15 protein-coding genes are annotated in these 18,878 nt (G+C 49.2%); 3 read left to right on the top strand and 12 right to left on the bottom strand.

Features of this window, described 5'->3' with window-relative positions; genetic code table 11:
• Nucleotides 1-32: 32 nt before the first annotated feature.
• The 7 genes from T411_RS0110235 to fepB all read right to left on the bottom strand — a co-directional run bounded on the left by T411_RS0110235 (nucleotide 33) and on the right by fepB (nucleotide 7,904).
• Nucleotides 33-2,015, bottom strand: a complete 1,983-nt coding sequence (locus T411_RS0110235; RefSeq protein WP_000859398.1) for an alkyl/aryl-sulfatase — start codon at nucleotides 2,013-2,015, stop codon at nucleotides 33-35.
• 217 nt (nucleotides 2,016-2,232) lie between these two features.
• A complete protein-coding gene (locus T411_RS0110240) occupies nucleotides 2,233-3,153 on the bottom strand; it encodes a LysR family transcriptional regulator (RefSeq protein ID WP_000943024.1) in 921 nt (306 codons plus the stop codon).
• 15 nt (nucleotides 3,154-3,168) lie between these two features.
• Nucleotides 3,169-3,882 (bottom strand): vibriobactin biosynthesis 4'-phosphopantetheinyl transferase VibD, encoded by a 714-nt coding sequence (gene vibD, locus T411_RS0110245; protein WP_000874996.1) that lies wholly within the window; start codon nucleotides 3,880-3,882, stop codon nucleotides 3,169-3,171.
• A 2-nt stretch (nucleotides 3,883-3,884) separates the two neighbouring features.
• Nucleotides 3,885-4,724, bottom strand: coding sequence for an ABC transporter ATP-binding protein (locus tag T411_RS0110250; protein WP_000379797.1), 840 nt, complete (start codon nucleotides 4,722-4,724; stop codon nucleotides 3,885-3,887).
• Nucleotides 4,725-4,840: 116 nt separating this feature from the next.
• A complete protein-coding gene (locus tag T411_RS0110255) occupies nucleotides 4,841-5,917 on the bottom strand; it encodes a FecCD family ABC transporter permease (protein ID WP_000447980.1) in 1,077 nt (358 codons plus the stop codon).
• Complete coding sequence (locus T411_RS0110260; RefSeq protein WP_001880579.1) at nucleotides 5,896-6,948, bottom strand: FecCD family ABC transporter permease; 1,053 nt, start codon at nucleotides 6,946-6,948, stop codon at nucleotides 5,896-5,898. The genes T411_RS0110255 and T411_RS0110260 overlap by 22 nt, the downstream gene beginning before the upstream one ends.
• Nucleotides 6,945-7,904 (bottom strand): Fe2+-enterobactin ABC transporter substrate-binding protein, encoded by a 960-nt coding sequence (gene fepB, locus T411_RS0110265; protein ID WP_000789212.1) that lies wholly within the window; start codon nucleotides 7,902-7,904, stop codon nucleotides 6,945-6,947. The genes T411_RS0110260 and fepB overlap by 4 nt, the downstream gene beginning before the upstream one ends.
• Before the next feature lie 195 nt (nucleotides 7,905-8,099).
• Here fepB and vibH point away from each other — a divergent pair, with 195 nt between their 5' ends.
• Nucleotides 8,100-9,416 (top strand): norspermidine-2,3-dihydroxybenzoate synthase VibH, encoded by a 1,317-nt coding sequence (vibH, locus tag T411_RS0110270; RefSeq protein ID WP_001880577.1) that lies wholly within the window; start codon nucleotides 8,100-8,102, stop codon nucleotides 9,414-9,416.
• An 11-nt stretch (nucleotides 9,417-9,427) separates the two neighbouring features.
• Here vibH and T411_RS0110275 read toward each other — a convergent pair whose 3' ends face one another.
• Nucleotides 9,428-10,207 (bottom strand): 2,3-dihydro-2,3-dihydroxybenzoate dehydrogenase, encoded by a 780-nt coding sequence (locus tag T411_RS0110275; RefSeq protein ID WP_014164040.1) that lies wholly within the window; start codon nucleotides 10,205-10,207, stop codon nucleotides 9,428-9,430.
• Between the two features lie 176 nt (nucleotides 10,208-10,383).
• Here T411_RS0110275 and T411_RS0110280 point away from each other — a divergent pair, with 176 nt between their 5' ends.
• Together T411_RS0110280 and T411_RS0110285 are read left to right on the top strand one after the other, a co-directional pair.
• Nucleotides 10,384-11,571: an isochorismate synthase gene (locus tag T411_RS0110280; protein WP_000245175.1), complete on the top strand. Its 1,188-nt coding sequence runs from the start codon at nucleotides 10,384-10,386 to the stop codon at nucleotides 11,569-11,571.
• A gap of 10 nt (nucleotides 11,572-11,581) precedes the next feature.
• Nucleotides 11,582-13,213: a (2,3-dihydroxybenzoyl)adenylate synthase gene (locus tag T411_RS0110285; protein ID WP_000205542.1), complete on the top strand. Its 1,632-nt coding sequence runs from the start codon at nucleotides 11,582-11,584 to the stop codon at nucleotides 13,211-13,213.
• Between the two features lie 100 nt (nucleotides 13,214-13,313).
• On the opposite strand, the gene vibB is transcribed toward T411_RS0110285, so the two are convergent.
• From vibB to guaA, 4 genes are all read right to left on the bottom strand, one after another.
• On the bottom strand, nucleotides 13,314-14,195 hold the full coding sequence (vibB, locus tag T411_RS0110290) for a vibriobactin biosynthesis bifunctional isochorismatase/aryl carrier protein VibB (RefSeq protein WP_000997093.1): 882 nt from the start codon (nucleotides 14,193-14,195) through the stop codon (nucleotides 13,314-13,316).
• A gap of 311 nt (nucleotides 14,196-14,506) precedes the next feature.
• Nucleotides 14,507-15,100, bottom strand: a complete 594-nt coding sequence (locus T411_RS0110295) for an acetate uptake transporter (protein ID WP_000104914.1) — start codon at nucleotides 15,098-15,100, stop codon at nucleotides 14,507-14,509.
• A gap of 190 nt (nucleotides 15,101-15,290) precedes the next feature.
• Nucleotides 15,291-16,994 carry a chitinase gene (locus T411_RS0110300; RefSeq protein ID WP_000475487.1) on the bottom strand — a complete coding sequence of 568 codons (1,704 nt, stop codon included), beginning with the start codon at nucleotides 16,992-16,994 and terminating at the stop codon, nucleotides 15,291-15,293.
• Between the two features lie 256 nt (nucleotides 16,995-17,250).
• Nucleotides 17,251-18,804, bottom strand: coding sequence for a glutamine-hydrolyzing GMP synthase (gene guaA, locus T411_RS0110310; RefSeq protein ID WP_000164597.1), 1,554 nt, complete (start codon nucleotides 18,802-18,804; stop codon nucleotides 17,251-17,253).
• Between the last annotated feature and the right edge of the window lie 74 nt (nucleotides 18,805-18,878).

Raw genomic sequence — 18,878 nt, forward strand, 5'->3', positions numbered from 1 at the left:
CTAACCCTTTATTTTTCAACTCAAGGTGAAGATTACTTCGTTTTCGGTTCGATAATATTGAACCAGAATTCGAAGTTATCCAGCATACCTGCGATATCGGTCAGCGCTTGCGCGTTGCCTTCAATCTTCGCTTTGCCTTCTTTGGCCAACTGTTGAATGGTGGTTTTACCCATCAATACTTGATTGAGCTGAGCACGATTGAGAGTCAGCGTCATATCCGGATTCTCCGATTGAATGCCTTTTAAGTTATTCAAGTGGGCATTTTCCAGTTCAACCAAGAATTTCTCATTCACATCTGGCAAGACGAAATTAATGGTGTAATCAATACCAGCGGCTTTGTCGCCATTGAGGCGAACGCCCAAATAGTCGAGGAACAGCTCAGTATCCATCGCCACAACCGTATCAGCACCCGCCGTTTTGGTTGCTGACACTTTCGGTACCCCATTACGCAACTCATACGCGCCCATCAAATAAGTGTTACGCTCCCCTGCCGATTCACTCTGGTAGCCCAGTTGCTCCAAGCAATCCGCCTGTAAGTAACGAGCTTGTTTATTGCTCGGCTCTGCAAACACGGCTTTATCGACAATCTCTGCACACCAACGAAACTCGCCTTTATCAAACGCTTCTTTCCCAAGCTTAATCACGTTATCCATGCCGCCCATCGCCGCGACATATTTAGGAGCCGCATCGGTTGGAGCCAATGGGCGTAACGTGGCGGGATTCATATCAAAATACCCCAGATATTTGTTGATCACCGCTTTAGCATTGCGGTGGTAACTACCGTGATAACCTCGGTTGTACCACTCGTGTGCTAACACATCCGGTACATGGAATTCGTCTTGAATTTCATTGATGGTGACACCGTGGTTGGCCAAACGTAAAGCCTGATCATGAATGTAGCCGTACATATCACGCTGTTTACGCAGGAAATGGTTGATATTGTCGTTCCCCCAACGCGGCCATGTGTGTGAAGCAAACATCACATCCGCCTCTTTCGCGTACATATGAATCGACTCATTGATGTATTTGCTCCACGCCTTGGCATCTCGCACTTCTGCACCACGTAAGGTGTAGACGTTGTGCAAACCACCAACGGTGTTTTCTGCCATCCACAAGGCTTTAAACTGTGGGAAGTAGGTGTTCATTTCCGCTGGAGATTCGGTTCCCGGTGTATTCTGGAACTCCATGGTTACGCCATCGATCACCACAGTTTCCGTTTGCTCAGAAATGACTTTGGTTGGCGCAATCAAGCTCACTTCACCTTGCGCGACATTCTTACCAATCGCGGCATCCACCTGCCCGGTCGCCCCTTTCGGTAAAACGTTGCCATATTGATAAGTCGTACGACGCGACATGGCATTTCCTGCCAAAACATTCTCAGCCACCGCGTGATTTAAAAAGCCTTTCGGTGCGATGATCGGCACTTCACCTCGGTCGACCTGCTCTTGGCTCACAATGCCTTTGACACCACCAAAATGGTCAGCATGCGCATGACTGTACACCACAGCTTTAACGGGACGCTCACCTAGCTCTTGGTTAACAAAATCCAGCGCCGCTTTAGCCGTAGCAGGAACGGTCAATGGATCAAACACAATCCATCCCGTATCGCCCTTTACAAAGGTGATGTTGGCCAGATCGTAGCCACGTACCTGATAAATGCGATCCGTCACTTTATACAGGCCGTGATGCATATTCAGTTGCGCTTGACGCTGTAAACTAGGATGGATGCTGTCATAGTCGAGTCCATCCAATAAAAAGCGGTAATTACCCAATTCCCAAACCACCTTGCCATTCGCATCTTTGATTTCGAGATCTTTTTGCTGCGCGATCAGACCTTTCTCGACCAATTTGAAATCTTCCTGATCCGCAAACGGCAGCGTATTGCGTTGCTCAGCCGCAAACGCTTTTGTGGTAGGGCTCGGGGCTTTGGTATCCGCAATCAATGAATGAGCTAATACGGGCGCAGAGGCGGCCACTAATACCGCCAACAAAGTGGGTTTAAAGACTGTTTTCATTGGGAATCTCTCTTTTTAGTCATTAGGGAACAAGGACAAGGATATGAGAGAAATTGCCGACAAACGATTCGCCAAACAATAATCAATAGTTAAGCATTGCTTAACTATTGATTATTGTTTGGCGCTGCCGCGAGAGAGCACTTGAGTGAATCACCATACGCGAAGACACGCTATGGCATGGAGAGAAACAAGAACGCAGCCAATAAATTGTGTGACCTTAAATAGATTGAGGATTGGCGCAGAGAATCGCCTCAATTTGCTCGCGCAGCCAAATCAGCCCTTTATCTTGCTGTTTGGCTTTATGCCAGCACATAAAAGTCGGAACCGAGCGGATTTCAAACGGCAAAGGTTGGATCTGTAAACCCAATTTCTCCGCCCACATATCCGCTAAACGCTTTGGAGTAAAACAGAGCAGATCGGTGACGGATGCGGTCGCCATCAAATTGAGCATCGACTCACTTTGATAATGCACTCGACGTGCGGGCAGCACCTGATCGACTAGGCTAGAAAAGAGATAATTACCAAAGCGACGACTGGTTAATGCAGTGTGTTTTTCTGCAAAAAACTGCTCAAAACTGAGGGTACTTCCAAGACGCGGATGATTTTTGGCATACACCACAACCAAGGCCTCCTCCGCCACCTGTGTGGTGACGATAGAGGGATGGCTGATGGGTAATGCAGCCAAAAACAGATCCGCCTCTCGCTCACTTAATACTTGGCTTGGTGTGAAATGATCGTCCTCATAAGACTTTAAATTCACCGTGATATGCGGGGCGATGTCGCTGATTTTTTGCAAAAGTGGCGGTAATACCACCAAATCGAAATAGCCCTGACCGCCAATAATAAACTCACGCTTACTGGTTGCAGGATCAAAACCGGCATCGGTTTCTAAACCAAAACGAATGGCACTCAAGCCTTCCGCCACATGTTTGTGCATATTGAGCGCATACTGCGTCGGCTGTAACCCACGTCCCTGACGGATAAACAACGGATCGCCAACTTGTTCTCGTAAGCGTGATAAATTTTGACTCACCGCTGCGGAAGTCATACCTAGCTTATCCGCTGCTTTACTGACTGAGCCTAATTTCATGACAGAATCAAATACCGTCAGCAGGTTTAGATCATAATCACGCAGCATAATCAATAAGTTAACTCAAGTAGGTAAGGTGGGGACATGATACTCGATTTTGCCTAGCATTGGTAACACGCTGACGGTCAATACTCGCTGTTGTTCAAACCAACGAAAGTAAACCTCACAACTCTGTTGTGCGGCATTAGGTACGCGCGTCAATGTGAAACTCATTTTGTTTGGCTCCAGTGAACTGAGCTGGGCATCGCAGAAATCAAGGTAGAGGTGTACTTGTGGGAATAGTGCTTTAAATAGACTCTCTTTTGCAGAAAACAGCAAAGTCACCGCTGAAGCGAGATCGAACTGTTGCGCCAACAGTGCCCACTCTTGGGCGGTGCCGATTATAGCTTGCACCTCACTAGCGGTTTGATGTGCGAGCCGATGTTCAATATCAATACCAAGCGAGAGGTGTTCTGCCTTAAGCACAGTGCATACTGCCCAGCCGTCACAATGGGCGATCGAGCCCGTGATCCCCGCAGGCCATAGTGGCTCACGATGGGTTCCGATAGCAATTGGCCTATCATAACCCTGCCCGATCTGTTTGAGCGCTTGCTGCGCTAACTTACGTCCTGCGACAAATTCCGCTTGGCGCTTAACCACGGCCTTGTGCAGGCTATGGTAGGTGGGAGGGGCTAAATAGTGCTGCTGATCCTCATCAAATTGCTGAGGATCGAATTGGCAAACCTGAATTGTCAGCCCTGCCAGCTCAATCGCTGGCATTGAAATCATAAAAGCCATGTTTAACCGCGCTTTAACGAATAAGGTATAATCAAAGGCGTGCAGGAGATAGGATCGGGCATAACGACACAATCAATCCCAAAGACTTGCTTAACCAATGCTGGAGTCACCAAAGAGTGTGGATCGCCCTGCGCGACGATTTTGCCTTCTTGCAACACAATCAGATGGTCAGCGTAACGACACGCCTGATTCAGATCGTGCAGCACGGCGACTAGAGTATGCCCTTGCTGACGATTAAGCCGCCAAAAGAGATCGAGCAGTTCGATTTGGTGAGCAATATCAAGATAAGTGGTTGGTTCATCAAGCAGTAAATACGGCGTTTGCTGCGCCAGCGCCATGGCGACCCAAACCCGCTGACGCTGACCGCCGGAAAGCTGATCCACACTATGCTGCGCAAGCTCATGGACGTGAGTGGCTCGCATCGCCTCTTCTACCGCTCGTTCATCCACCCTGCTCCATTGGCGAAATAGCCCTTGGTGAGGATAACGGCCACGAGAGACCAAATCGACCACCTTTATCCCTTCGGGTGTCAACGCGCTTTGAGGCAGTAATCCTAGCTGCTTGGCTACCACCTTGGTCGGCAATTGGTGAATATTCTGACCATCCAGTAATACTTGCCCAGCCAGCGGCTTGAGTAAACGGCACAAGCTTTTTAGCAAGGTCGATTTACCACAGCCATTAGGCCCAACTATCACCGAAAATTTCCCGTGCGGAATCGCCAAATCCAGCGCATCACACACCGATTTTCCTTCATAACCTAAACTCAGTCGCTCAGTCTTAAGCCTGTGATGTTCAGCCTTTAATGCAGCGCTCTGTAAGTCAGCATCCCAAATTGTGTCCATAACGGCATTTCACTCAATCAAAATTCTCTTTATTCCGCAAAGCGTTGAATGGCTCAAAGCACAGGCTGACGACTGCGCGCAAATAGCCTAAAAAACCTGTCGGCATGTGATGCGGCTTAAACCGTATTTTTTGAACGCATCAATAAGATTAATAAATACATGCCCCCAACCAATCCCGTAATTCGCCCGATGGGAAGGGTTAAGGCGAGCGGCATCCACTGAGTGAGCAAATCAGCCCCCAACAGTAAGCAAGCTCCCATTAAACCTGCACTCACCAGCGGAATATTGGCGGTTTGACGCAAGCGAGCTGCAAGTTGAGGAGCGGCCAAAGCGATAAAGGCGATCGGTCCTGCGGCTCCTGTCGCTAATGCCGCCAAAGTCACCGCGGCGAGAATCATGAATAAGCGTATCGGCTCGACTACGACCCCAAGTTGACGGGCAATCTCATCCCCCATCTCAAGCATCTGTAATGAGCGGGCAAGACTTTTGATAAGCGGCAGCAGCACCAACACGCCACACATGACAGGAAATACGTGGCTCCATTCTCGGGCATGCAGTGAGCCCGATAACCATAAATTGGCGGTGATGGCGCTGTCTAAACTGCCTTTGACTAGCAGCAAGCCATTGAGCGCCGTCAACACTGAACCCACGCCAATTCCGGTTAGCACTAGCCGATAGCGCCCGACCGTGCCTGACTTTACCGACAACAGATAGACTGCGATGGCCGTCATGACTCCGCCAGCAATCGCCGAAAAAACCACGGCAACCCCACTGCCGGAAAATAAAATAATTTGCAGCAAAGCCCCGGTGGCCGCGCCAGAGGTGAAACCAATGATGTCCGGAGAACCAAGCGGATTACGAGAGATCGACTGAAAAATCGCGCCGGAAAGGCCTAAGGCCGCACCAGCAAACAGCGCCGTAAAAATCCGTGGTAAACGGATATCGAGTAAGACTTGCCGTTTGAACCCTGAGGTAACTTCCCCCAATAAAATGGCAGTGACGTCAGAGATTGAAATCGGCAATTTGCCGACACAGGTCGCAAGTATCATCAAAGCCAAAACAATAAGGCTTAGCACCAACGCAACCGCAATGTTGCGCCGCTCAACACGCAGCGTGTATGCCCCTTTTCGCCATAGCCAAAAGCGAGTTTGATTCGACCGACCTTCTGGGGCTACAGATGTGATAGTTTCCATCGTCTCACCAATAGCACAAAGACTGGCCCTCCGATTAAGGCGACCATGATCCCTGCGCTGATTTCATCGTTTGAACCGATTAGCCGCCCGGCCAGATCGGCACCTAACAATAACAGCGCCCCAAGCAACATAGAGTAAGGCAGTAAACGACGATGTTCAGCGCCCACCCAAAGCCGCGCTAAATGAGGCGCGGTTAAGCCAAGAAAACTGATTGGCCCTGCCGCTGCGGTTGCGGTGCCAGCCAACAGCGTGACCACGGCGGCAGAAGCTATCCAGATCCATAACGGATTGACGCCTAATGCTTTGCCCGCGTCATGCCCGAGCACCACAGTATCCAATCCGCGGGCGAGTAAGATAGCCGCGATCAACCCGAGTAGTACGAATACACTTGTCGGCAGCAAAACTTCATATCCTCTGCCTTGCAAAGAGCCAATCGACCAATGTCGAAACTGGTTAAACACCTCTTGGGCGCTATTGAGCATAATCAAATGAGTCATAGACAAGAGCACCACCGTCATCGCCGCACCAGCCAGCACCACTCGAACGGGATTGGGTGATTGATTGATACCTGCCAGCAGATAAACGCCCACACTGGTTGCTGCCGCGCCAAATAAGCCAAACCACAAATAGTGCAGCATATCGGTTAGACCAAACCCAGCAATGCCAATCACCACCATCAAGATTGCGCCCGCATTGACACCCAAAATGCCCGGATCCGCCAATGGGTTACGCGTCATCGCTTGCATGATAACGCCTGCAGCCCCGAGCGCTGCGCCCACCAATATCGCTAACCCCGTGCGCGGCACACGTAGGTAATGCACTAGAAGATGCTGAGTATTCTGCTCATCAAAATGAAACAGCGCATCGAAAGTCACGGCATAAGGAATGTCGCGAGATCCGACAAACACACTGCTTATCGTCAATCCCATCAATGCCACCAGCATCAACCCCATTAGCCAGTAATCACGCCCTGCCAACGTCGGATTTTCTCGCTTTGAGGACGCAACTCTTATTCCCATCAGCTCATTCATGGCATGACTAAAGATTGTGCTTGCTCGCCAGCAAAGCGTCGCAGCAGTGAGTTAATGATTTCTCGGGCACTGAACAGGTCAATGCGAAATGAGTTTTCACCCAATCCATAAACTTGTTTGCGCTGGATCGAAGGCAAGTTTTTCAAAATCGGATCGTGGAGAAAAGCTTGAGCTTGCTGATCGGTCATCGTGATAAGAAACGTGGTTTCAGCCTGCAACTGAGTTAAATGCTCATAATGGATGCGCAGAAAATCTCGATGGACGATGGAACCCGCTTGCCATGCTGGATCTGGCTCCTCCAACACAACCCCGACCGATTGCAACAGTTGAGCATGAGCACTTTGCGCTTTCGCCACCGCATTGACCACACCGGGGCCGTGGTAGCTCACAATATTGGCGCGCCCTTTGGGCAGATCCAGCACATCTCGCACTTGCTTTGTCCACTGCTCAAAATTGTGTATTGTGCGCTCCGCTTGCTCTTCAAGTCCGGTAGCAAGCCCCAACTGCTGCGCCAAAGATTGCCAAGTTTGATCGCTGTAATCGACCAAGATGGTGGGAGCAATCGCTTGTAAAAGGGGAATTTGATCGCGAGCGGAATCCGCGCCTATCATGGAAACCACGATCAAATCAGGTTGTTCGACATACACCGATTCGAGATCGACACTTCCCGCAGGCCAAAGTTTTTTCACTTGGCGCAGCTCTGCCAGCTTTCGCCACTGCTCAAAAAAGGTGCTTTGCGTGGTCGCAGCACTAGCAATAACTGGCGCATCTATCGCCAGCAGTGTTCCGGTCACCGTGACGGCCGTCGACAAAATTCGCTTTGGCTGAGAGGGAATCGTCGTGATTGAACCGTCCGCATTCTGAAAGGTTCTTGGCCAAACATTCTGCTGCGCGCTGACAAAACCACTGAACAGGCAACCCAATATCACAGACAATAAAATAAAAATGTTTTTCATTGTAATATTGATTCTCATTTCGTTAAAAGTTTACTATCGCTCATCAATCATCTTAGGGTGGACTCTAGAGACAGAGGGGTGAGTAAAAAGTGAACTCAGTATAGCCATGCCCCCTCAGGCTCGCAACCAAGCCACCGAACACCGCCTCACGCGAAAGAGTAATTATGATTCTCCAACTGGATAAGGCTTAATATCGTGTCTATGTTATTGGCTCAAAAGCCTTTTTGGCAGCGCCATCTGGCTTATCCTCACATTAATCTCGACACCGTTGCCCATTCGCTACGCCTGACAGGGCCTTTAGATACCACACTTTTGCTGCGCGCATTGCATTTAACCGTCAGTGAGATAGATCTGTTCCGTGCTCGCTTTTCTGCGCAAGGTGAGCTGTATTGGCACCCATTTTCTCCGCCTATCGACTATCAAGACCTCAGCATCCACCTTGAAGCAGAACCTTTAGCTTGGCGGCAAATAGAGCAGGATTTACAGCGCTCAAGCACACTGATTGACGCGCCAATAACGAGCCATCAAGTGTATCGTTTGTCACACAGTGAGCACCTTATCTATACCCGTGCGCACCACATTGTGCTGGACGGTTATGGCATGATGCTGTTTGAGCAGCGCCTCAGCCAACATTACCAATCCTTGCTCAGTGGGCAGACGCCAACTGCCGCGTTTAAACCTTATCAATCCTATCTGGAAGAAGAGGCGGCTTATCTTACCAGCCATCGCTACTGGCAAGATAAGCAGTTTTGGCAAGGCTATTTACGCGAAGCTCCCGACTTAACGCTCACCTCTGCAACCTATGATCCTCAACTTAGTCATGCCGTGAGCCTCTCTTACACACTCAATAGCCAACTCAACCATTTGTTACTCAAGCTCGCTAACGCGAATCAGATTGGCTGGCCTGATGCCTTAGTCGCGCTGTGCGCGCTCTATTTGGAATCGGCTGAACCTGATGCGCCTTGGCTGTGGCTGCCCTTTATGAACCGATGGGGCAGCGTGGCCGCTAATGTGCCCGGTTTAATGGTTAACTCGCTGCCCTTGCTGCGTCTTTCTGCGCAGCAAACCTCGCTCGGCAACTACCTTAAACAGTCAGGGCAAGCGATACGCTCACTCTATTTGCATGGCCGCTATCGAATTGAACAAATCGAACAAGATCAAGGGCTAAATGCTGAGCAAAGTTATTTTATGAGCCCATTTATCAATATTTTGCCTTTTGAATCCCCACACTTTGCTGATTGCCAGACTGAGCTCAAGGTGCTGGCTTCAGGCTCTGCAGAAGGGATTAATTTTACCTTTCGTGGCTCACCCCAGCATGAACTCTGTCTAGACATCACCGCAGATTTAGCCAGCTACCCGCAATCCCACTGGCAAAGTCATTGCGAGCGGTTTCCACGTTTTTTCGAGCAGTTACTCGCCCGTTTCCAACAGGTGGAGCAAGATGTTGCACGCCTACTCGCAGAGCCTGCGGCATTGGCAGCCACCACCTCCACACGGGCTATCGCCAGTTGAAAGATGAACGATCAATGATCGAGCGTGGCTCCACCATCCACTCGTAAATCATGCAGCGTGATGTGACCTGCGTTATCGGATAACAAAAACAGGACCGCTTGAGCAATATCCGCTGGCTCGGCAATTTTATTGAGCGGGATCCCCAACCGAAATTGCGCAGCATCTCCGGCAATGACTTGTGCCTCACCATACTGCTCAGTCCAAAGCTGTTGCTGCATAGCGGTGCGAGTGGAGCCGGGACTGACCAAATTACAACGAATTCCGTAAGGGGCTAGCTCCATACCAATGCACTTAACCAGCATGTGTAATGCGGCTTTCGAAGCGCCATAAGCCCCAATCGACATGCGCGGCGTATTGGCAGCATTAGACCCAATAATCACCATACTTCCCTGCTGACGCGCTTTCATACTTGAAGCGACACCTTGCATACAGGCCAACACACCAAAAGCATTCACGGTAAAAATAGAACTCACTTGTTCCATTGGCATTTCATGCAATGGCGCAACATGTAGGATTCCTGCACAGCAGACCAGATGATCAAATCCCGCCACTTGCTCAGCCCATTGATTGACTTGCTCGCGCACCGCTTCAGGCTCTGCTAAGTCGAGTTTTTTTAAAGTGAGCTGGTCCGGATAACGCCCCAATAACGACTCACTCTGCTCTAGCAACAACTGCCACTCACAATCTGCCGCCATCACTTGCGCTCCCGCTTGCAATAAATGTTCAAGCACGGAGAACCCTATCCCACGCGCTGACCCCACTAGAAGAACCTTGCTGTTAACCAACGACATATCTTTCATCCCCTATCACAAACGAGATCAACCTTCACAATCATCACTTTGATTATCAGACCAAATGGAAATTGCTTGCATTTATTAATAAAAACTATTCTCATTTGAATGTAAGCAAATGTAATCTGTTGCGCTTGGCAACGCAACCCATTCACTCGCAAATATGGATAAACAACATGGTCATGAAGCGTGAAGTGGTCGGATACACCACTATGTCTGAACATCTGATCGACACCCAACTCACTCGCTCACCGTTTTTCTTTGCCTCAGCAAACCAGTCAATGCTCGGTTGTGGGGTCGCTCATGCTTTTCAGCAAGCCATTCCTTTTGCTGAACTGGCTAACCAAGCCAAACAGCTTTTGCAGCAGGCCAAACGTGATGAGTGCGACAATCCATTACTGTTTGGCATAGTGCCGTTTGACCCTAAAACACCGACTCGATTTATGATTCCGCGCACCTTATACGTGTCGAGTAGCCCGCGCTTAAACCGTCCAGCTCACCTCACCCGCCAAGTGGCTAAACTCATCTCCTCGCCATCAGGAGAGCAATACAAGCAAGGTGTAAGCCATCTGCTCAACATGTTTCATCACTCTGGGCTGTCTAAAGTGGTGCTGTCGCGCGCCATTGAAATTGCCACCGAGCAAGAGATAGCACTACCGACCTTGCTGCGTAGTCTGCTCGCCATTAATCATCACGGCTATACTTTTGCGGCCAGCTTGGACGAGCAGAGAAAGCTGATTGGTGCAAGCCCTGAACTCTTGGTCGCCAAACGCGGAAACTATCTCATCTCAAACCCACTGGCTGGCTCGCGCCCGAGAAGTCAAGATGCCCAAGAAAATGCGCAGCGCCGTGCCTCACTGCTCAATACCGCCAAAGATTTGCATGAGCACGGTTTAGTCGTCGAAGAAGTCGAGCGGATCATGAGCCGCTACTGTCGTAACTTGTACACCCCCATGGTGCCTTCTGTGATTGAAACCGAAACCATGCTGCACCTCTCAACCCTACTTGAAGGACAAGTCAGCGATCCTGAGGTTTGTGCTTTGCAAGTCGCCGCCGATTTACACCCCACTCCAGCCGTATGCGGTTTTCCGCGCGAATCGGCTTATCAAGCAATAAGAGAGCTGGAAGAATTTGATCGTGGCTACTTCACTGGCATGGTCGGTTGGTGTGATGCACGTGGCAATGGTGAGTGGGTAGTCACCATTCGCTGTGCTGAAGTGGGATCTCACCAAATGAAGCTTTTTGCTGGCGCAGGGATTGTCGATGAGTCGTTACCACAAAGTGAACTGGAAGAGACGGGCGCGAAGATGAAAACCATCTTGGCTGCGGCAGGTATTGAGCTCAACGATGTGCTCACCGCTTAAGGAGATAAGAATGACAACCGATTTTACCCCTTGGCCAGAGGCACTTGCCGCTCAATACCGTCAGTTAGGCTACTGGCAAGATAAAACCTTGCTCGATTACTTACAGCAAAGTGCTGAGCGTACCCCCAATGCGCTTGCGCTGGTCGGTGATAATCAGCAGTGGCGTTACCAAGCCATGCTCGAACGTATTGAGCAGCTTGCTGCCGGATTTACCGAACTTGGGCTAGGCTGTGGCGATAACGTAGTGCTGCAATTAGGCAATGTTGCGGAATTCTATTTATGCTTTTTCGCTTTGCTGCGCCAAGGCATACGACCGATTCTGGCGCTCCCCGCTCACCGTTTAGCGGAAATTCGCTATTTTTGTCAGCACAGCCAAGCCAAAGCTTACCTCATTGATGGCGCTCAGCGACCATTTGACTATCAAGCTTTGGCGCAAGAGCTGCTTGCTTGCTGCCCAACACTGCAGACTGTGATTGTACGCGGCCAAACTCGAGTGACAGATCCAAAATTTATTGAACTGGCGAGTTGCTACTCGGCATCATCTTGTCAAGCGAATGCCGACCCGAATCAAATCGCCTTTTTCCAACTTTCCGGTGGCACAACGGACACGCCCAAGCTCATCCCGCGTACCCACAATGATTACGCCTACAGCGTAACCGCCAGTGTCGAAATTTGCCGTTTTGATCAGCATACTCGCTATCTGTGCGTACTGCCCGCGGCACATAACTTCCCTCTCAGCTCCCCCGGCGCACTCGGTGTTTTCTGGGCGGGTGGCTGCGTTGTCCTCAGTCAAGATGCGTCACCCCAACACGCGTTTAAATTGATAGAACAGCATAAAATTACTGTTACCGCGTTGGTGCCGCCTTTAGCACTACTCTGGATGGATCACGCAGAAAAAAGCACCTACGATCTCTCCTCATTGCACTTTGTGCAAGTAGGCGGGGCAAAATTTAGTGAAGCGGCCGCAAGGCGTCTGCCGAAAGCGCTAGGCTGCCAATTGCAACAAGTGTTTGGAATGGCAGAAGGCTTGGTCAATTACACTCGTTTGGATGACAGTGCGGAACTGATTGCTACAACTCAAGGTCGGCCTATCTCCGCTCACGATCAATTACTGGTGGTTGATGAGCAGGGTCAACCTGTCGCCAGCGGAGAAGAAGGGTATCTGTTAACCCAAGGTCCCTATACGATTCGCGGTTACTATCGAGCTGATCAGCACAATCAACGAGCGTTCAATGCACAAGGTTTTTACATCACCGGCGATAAAGTCAAACTCAGTAGCGAAGGTTACGTGATTGTCACCGGAAGGGCCAAAGATCAGATCAATCGTGGAGGGGAAAAGATTGCCGCCGAAGAGGTGGAAAATCAGCTTTTACATCATCCAGCAGTGCATGATGCCGCTTTAATTGCCATCAGTGACGAATACCTAGGAGAGCGCAGTTGCGCGGTGATCGTACTCAAACCCGAGCAGTCGGTGAATACCATCCAGCTCAAACGTTTTTTACACCAAGCGGGGCTCGCCGATTACAAAATCCCAGATCAAATCCAATTTATCGATCAACTGCCCAAAACATCGGTTGGAAAAATCGATAAGAACGCGCTTCGTCGTCGATTTGACACGCTCGGCTTAGCGTTAATGTCGTGAAATCAATGTAAAGACAATGAGTGAGTAGAGGGAATCCTTGAATAAGCGGTTCCCTTCCTACTTAGAATCCGTGTGTTAAGCAGGAAGGGAACTCGTTCAATCACGCAGAGCAAGGTTGATGTAAATTGGCTTGAATGGTCTGCCACCACTGCTGCAAAGTGACATGCTCCATCAGTTGAGCAAAGCTAATATCAGCACCTTGGGCTTTCCATTTTTCCAACAACTGAATCGCGCGAATCGAATCTAAACCGAGAAACAGAAGATTCTCCTGCACATCCACTTCATCCACACTCAGATTGAGCGCAGCGGCCACATCGTGTTGCATGGTTCGCAAGCTTAAGCCAGTAAGCTTTGAGTGTTGGGCGGCAATCTCTAAACACGCTTGTTGAGTGGATTTGACCGCACCAGTACGACCACTGATATAACGCAGACTGAATTCGTGATCACTGAGCGAGAAATCTGCCACGCCATCCCCAATCACAAAAGGCTGAATATCGAACATAAAGGCATCCAACGCAGTCGAGAGAATGCCAATGTGCGCATAGACACCCGTAATGATTAACTGATCCCGCCCTGTTTCACGCAGCCAATCCAATAACGGCGACTTTTTAAACGCGCTATAACGCCATTTGGTGAGCTGAACATCACCTGATTCTGGAGCAAGAGGCGCAATGATCGCCGTCTCTTCACTCAAACCGGGCCCCCAAAAATCGCTCAATAGTGCTCGCTCGGCAGGATCTTGATTCGCGGGTTGAGCCGTATAGACCACAGGGATCCCCGCTTGCTTGGCATGAGCTTTAAGCTGTTGTATATGCTTGATTAAACTTGGGATGGGTTCTGCCTGCGAGTCAAAATAGTGTACAAAGTACTCCTGCATATCATGGATAAGCAGTACCGCCCGCGATGCATCAATGCGCCAATCGACTTTATTAGTCGGTAATGATACGGGTAAAGGGTAAGAAGCGATTTTAGGAATAGCCATGAAAGTACATCATCCTTATTGATACTCAGCCAACTGAGCGTTGTTAGTGTTGTTATGTCATCGCACGACGCAGCAGAAGCAGCCATTCGGCCGAATCTTCTGCCGATCAATAATGCAACGATGCTAACAACATCACTCATGGATGTAAATAATAACAATTATCATTTAATCCAATTTCACTTCATGGCGGCGCTTCTCATTGCTCATAAGCACCAAACGTTGTGAGCTTCCCTCTCCTCACTCCGTTGAAAATCGCCCATAAAAAAGGGCTAGCCGATGGCTAACCCTTTACATGTTCCCAAATGTTTGACTTATGCAGCAAGCTCTTGCGCTTTCACTGGCTGCACACGTTTTTCGCCGATTGGCAGAACAACACGGCCGTATTCATTATTGAGTACTTGTGCCATAGCGAAGTAGATAGCGCTCGCGCCACAGAAGATGCCTTCAAAACCTGCGATAGTACCAATCAGCTCGCTACCAGTGAAATCACGAGCAGCCAGCAGAGCAAACAAGATGGTCAGAGAACCAAATACCACTTGTTTCGCCGTTGGGTAGCACAGAGAACCAATGAACATAAAGCCAGTGAAAATGCCCCACAGAGCCAAGTACCACCCCATGAAAGGCGCAGGGCTTGCAGGCAGTCCCATGTGTGGCATTACGATCAAACCAACCAGCGTCAGCCAGAACAGACCGTAAGAAGTAAATGCCGTTGTACCGAAGGTGTCACCACGTTTAAAGCACATGATGCCGACGATAACTTGACTCAGACCGCCGTAAAAAATACCCATCGCCAGAATCATTGAGTCGATTGGGAAAAAACCTGCGTTATGGATATTAAGCAGAATGGTGGTCATACCGAAACCCATCAGACCGAGTGGTGCTGGGTTGGCTAGCTTAGTTGACATGTGAACTTACCTTCAGAGTGTGAATTCAAAAATGTTTGTAAAAATTACGCGCGGATTTTAATTAACAGGCAGATAAAAGAAAAAAGATCTTATTGGAAACTTAGATTGTTGAAACAGTTAGTTACAGATGCGAGTAAAAAATCGCCCAACCTAAGTTGAGCGATGAAATAAACACTTTTAATACAACAACTTAGCAGGACACCTTATCCCAGAACCAGTTAGATTGAGTAGGTGACTCCCAAACGCCTGGACTGTTCTTAGTAATAAAGCATTGGCCGTTATAGGTCACTTTATCGCCGTTCGAGACCTTAGTGACTCCAGGTTGCCACACAATGGCATCCGTAGGGGCTGGCTCTGTCGGCGGCACTGGTGTTGGCTCCGATGGTGGTACAGGTTCAGTGGGAGGTACTGGCTCGCTTGGCGTTGGCTCAGTTGGTGGTGTTGGCTCACCAGAAACTAACGCCCAAGGCCCGCCTTTAGAAGGTTCATCACCTTGTGTCCACCATTTAGCTTGGTAAACCGCACCTTTATAACTGACCTTGTCACCTGAGTTATAAACCTTACCCACTTCCCACGCAGGGGCACCACCTACAGGTGGATCTGTCGGATCGGTAGGTAATGGATCAAGTTTTTCCACTACACGAACTTTTGGCCAGCTCGCATGTGAACCATACAGATTAGTCACACACTTCTCATAATCCCCTTCCACCAAAGCAGAATACGCGGTTTGGAACCCCACCAACTCACATTCAAATGAGTAGCCACCCGGACGATCTGGATAATATTTCCAGTTACCATCCCAGTTTGTGTAAAGCACATCGGTCGCACCATTGAGGTTAAGGCTGCCGTAAGGCAGTTGCTGCCAGCAGGTATTCTTCTCATCAGCTTCAATAGGGATTTGATAATGCGCCGCTAAGCCTTCCCAATAACGAATACGGTTAACCGGCTGCCCTTTATCTTTGTTTTGCTCCCCGCACTCAATACCACCATTGATGATATTGATCGTGGTGCCGAAACCGTAACCAATCCCTGCATCAATTTCACGCTGTGAAGGCACCCAAGTACGATCAATCACATGCAACATGGCAGGTTTTGGTGCTTGTGGCGTGAGGAAGAACCAGATTGCAGACGCAAGGTTCAACCACGAATCAGCCACTAAACCGGGGTTGTTCAACAATACTGTTGCATCACCATCAAACATAGCCTCGGAGAAAGCGCCGTAGTTAAAGTGGTAAGAAAGCTGTTTTGCTCCACGGCCAAAGTAACCTTGCCCAGTAGCACAAGGCCACTTCTTGTTCTGCCAGTCATTTTGACCACACCCCGTGGTATAACCTTCTTGACCTTCAGACCAGCCCATTTCACGCACATGCACCAGCGCTTGTTGCCACTCTTCCAGCGCTAATGGGTTATCAGAAATGTTGTCCTTCGCGATGTGTCCACCAGTTTCCTGAGCAAAGTGAGCAAAAGCGGTCACGATCGATTTTTTACAAATCGCGTCAGAATTGCGGCCATCGGTATACTCGGCACAAAATGCCGGGAATTTGCCAATCGCACGCAAGAAACGGGTATAAGTGTATTCAGGTGCCGCCATGTGAGTGAGGAAATTCCACTCAGACTCAGGAAATACGCGTTCAACCCGTTTCACGTTATCAGGGTTTGTCGCCAGTCCCGGCTCGATCGCATCAACAATCGCATTGGCGCGGGTCGCTAAGGCATTTGACCAAATGGCATACATAGGATTGGCGGTTTTGGCTTGTTCTGCTGCGGCAATATCCGCTTTAGCCACCAAATATCCACCAGGATTTTGTGGATCAGGCTGAATATTCATCGCCGCTTGCGCAGGCAATGCACACGCCATGGCCACCCACCATGCGGTATGTTTGAGTTTAAACATGGATAAAAGTCCCTCTCTCAACTTGGAAATCCATTTGAGAGTAGGCTTATTGATAACTAATTTAATAGTGAAAAATAAGAAAAAAGCCAGAATTGCGAGCCATTTCCAGCCGATGTAAATCGTACGCTTGCGGTCTACATCAAGACTTTGAACGGAAATACAAAAACAACAGATTCTCTTGTAAAAGAAAAAACCTCAGGCTATGCCTGAGGTTTTATATGATTAATCCGGAATATTCATCCGCATTATTAAGTAGTTATTCCCACTCAATGGTCGCTGGTGGCTTACCTGAGATGTCATACACTACGCGAGAAATGCCATTCACTTCGTTGATAATGCGGTTGGAAACCTTACCCAAGAACTCATAAGGTAGATGTGCCCAATGTGCGGTCATAAAGTCGATGGTTTCGACTGCGCGCAATGACACAACCCAATCGTACTTACGGCCATCGCCCATGACACCAACTGAACGCACTGGCAAGAACACAGTAAAGGCTTGAGAAACTTTGTTGTACAGATCCGCTGCGTGCAGCTCTTCAATAAAGATTGCATCTGCACGACGCAATAAATCACAGTACTCTTTCTTCACTTCACCCAGTACACGCACACCAAGGCCTGGGCCTGGGAATGGGTGGCGGTAAAGCATGTTGTAAGGTAAACCAAGCTCAAGGCCAATCTTGCGCACTTCATCTTTAAACAGTTCACGCAGTGGCTCAACCAAGCCCATTTTCATGTCATCAGGTAAACCGCCCACGTTGTGGTGCGATTTGATCACATGCGCTTTACCGGTTTTTGAAGCGGCAGATTCAATCACATCTGGATAGATGGTGCCTTGCGCCAACCATTTTGCGTTGCTGAGTTTTTTCGATTCTTCATCAAATACTTCAACAAACACACGGCCGATGGTTTTGCGTTTTGCTTCAGGCTCATCAATGCCTTCTAGCGCTTTTAGGAAGCGCTCTTCTGCATCGACTTTAATGATGTTGAGGCCAAATTTATCACCAAACATCTCCATCACTTGCTCGCCTTCGTTTAAACGAAGTAGTCCGTTGTCCACGAACACACAAGTGAGCTTACTTCCAATCGCACGGTGAACCAGCATGGCAACCACAGAAGAATCGACACCGCCCGACAGGCCAAGGATCACTTCATCGTTACCCACTTGTTCTTTGATGCGAGCAACCGCATCTTCGATGATGGATTCAGACGTCCACAGACGCTCACAGCCACACACGCCCAGAACAAAGTTCTCCAGCATCTGTAAACCGTTTTTGGTGTGTGTCACTTCGGGGTGGAACTGCACGCCGTAGTATTTCTTCTCTTCATTGGCCATCGCAGCGTATGGGCAGGTATCGGTCTCACCGATTTTCACGAAATCCGCTGGGATTTCGACCACTTTGTCACCGTGGCTCATCCAAACGTCTTGCGTGAGATCGAGATCTTTAAATAGCGCCGATTCGCCAGAAATTTTTACCTGAGCATAACCAAATTCACGCTCATCAGAAGTCGCAACACGGCCTCCTAACTGCTCAGCCATGGTCTGCATGCCGTAGCAAACACCAAAGACAGGCACACCACTGTCAAACACATATTGCGGGGCACGTGGTGAATTAGCTTCGGTCACGCTTTCAGGTCCCCCCGAAAGAATAATGCCGTCAGGATTGAATTCGCGAATGTCCGCCTCTTCTACATCCCAGCTCCACAGCTCACAGTACACACCGATCTCGCGCACGCGACGGGCTACTAGCTGGGTATATTGAGATCCGAAATCGAGGATCAGAATTCGTTGGTCATGAATATTTTTAGTCATTGTTTAGCAGTCTTATCAGCCGAGAATTAATACGGGGGATTCTTCAACGGAGGCGAGTCTACTCGCCTCACATT

This window comes from Vibrio cholerae ATCC 14035 (assembly GCF_000621645.1).
In the GTDB taxonomy this organism is placed as follows: Bacteria; Pseudomonadota; Gammaproteobacteria; order Enterobacterales; family Vibrionaceae; genus Vibrio; species Vibrio cholerae.

Bases quoted from the DNA above. Each gene is read 5' to 3' on its own strand.
- T411_RS0110235 (WP_000859398.1), bottom strand. From the start codon at position 2,015: ATGAAAACAGTCTTTAAACCCACTTTGTTGGCGGTATTAGTGGCCGCC.
- T411_RS0110240 (WP_000943024.1), bottom strand. From the start codon at position 3,153: ATGCTGCGTGATTATGATCTAAACCTGCTGACGGTATTTGATTCTGTC.
- vibD (WP_000874996.1), bottom strand. From the start codon at position 3,882: ATGGCTTTTATGATTTCAATGCCAGCGATTGAGCTGGCAGGGCTGACA.
- T411_RS0110250 (WP_000379797.1), bottom strand. From the start codon at position 4,724: ATGGACACAATTTGGGATGCTGACTTACAGAGCGCTGCATTAAAGGCT.
- T411_RS0110255 (WP_000447980.1), bottom strand. From the start codon at position 5,917: ATGGAAACTATCACATCTGTAGCCCCAGAAGGTCGGTCGAATCAAACT.
- T411_RS0110260 (WP_001880579.1), bottom strand. From the start codon at position 6,948: ATGAATGAGCTGATGGGAATAAGAGTTGCGTCCTCAAAGCGAGAAAAT.
- fepB (WP_000789212.1), bottom strand. From the start codon at position 7,904: ATGAAAAACATTTTTATTTTATTGTCTGTGATATTGGGTTGCCTGTTC.
- T411_RS0110275 (WP_014164040.1), bottom strand. From the start codon at position 10,207: ATGTCGTTGGTTAACAGCAAGGTTCTTCTAGTGGGGTCAGCGCGTGGG.
- T411_RS0110280 (WP_000245175.1), top strand. From the start codon at position 10,384: ATGGTCATGAAGCGTGAAGTGGTCGGATACACCACTATGTCTGAACAT.
- T411_RS0110285 (WP_000205542.1), top strand. From the start codon at position 11,582: ATGACAACCGATTTTACCCCTTGGCCAGAGGCACTTGCCGCTCAATAC.
- vibB (WP_000997093.1), bottom strand. From the start codon at position 14,195: ATGGCTATTCCTAAAATCGCTTCTTACCCTTTACCCGTATCATTACCG.
- T411_RS0110295 (WP_000104914.1), bottom strand. From the start codon at position 15,100: ATGTCAACTAAGCTAGCCAACCCAGCACCACTCGGTCTGATGGGTTTC.
- T411_RS0110300 (WP_000475487.1), bottom strand. From the start codon at position 16,994: ATGTTTAAACTCAAACATACCGCATGGTGGGTGGCCATGGCGTGTGCA.
- guaA (WP_000164597.1), bottom strand. From the start codon at position 18,804: ATGACTAAAAATATTCATGACCAACGAATTCTGATCCTCGATTTCGGA.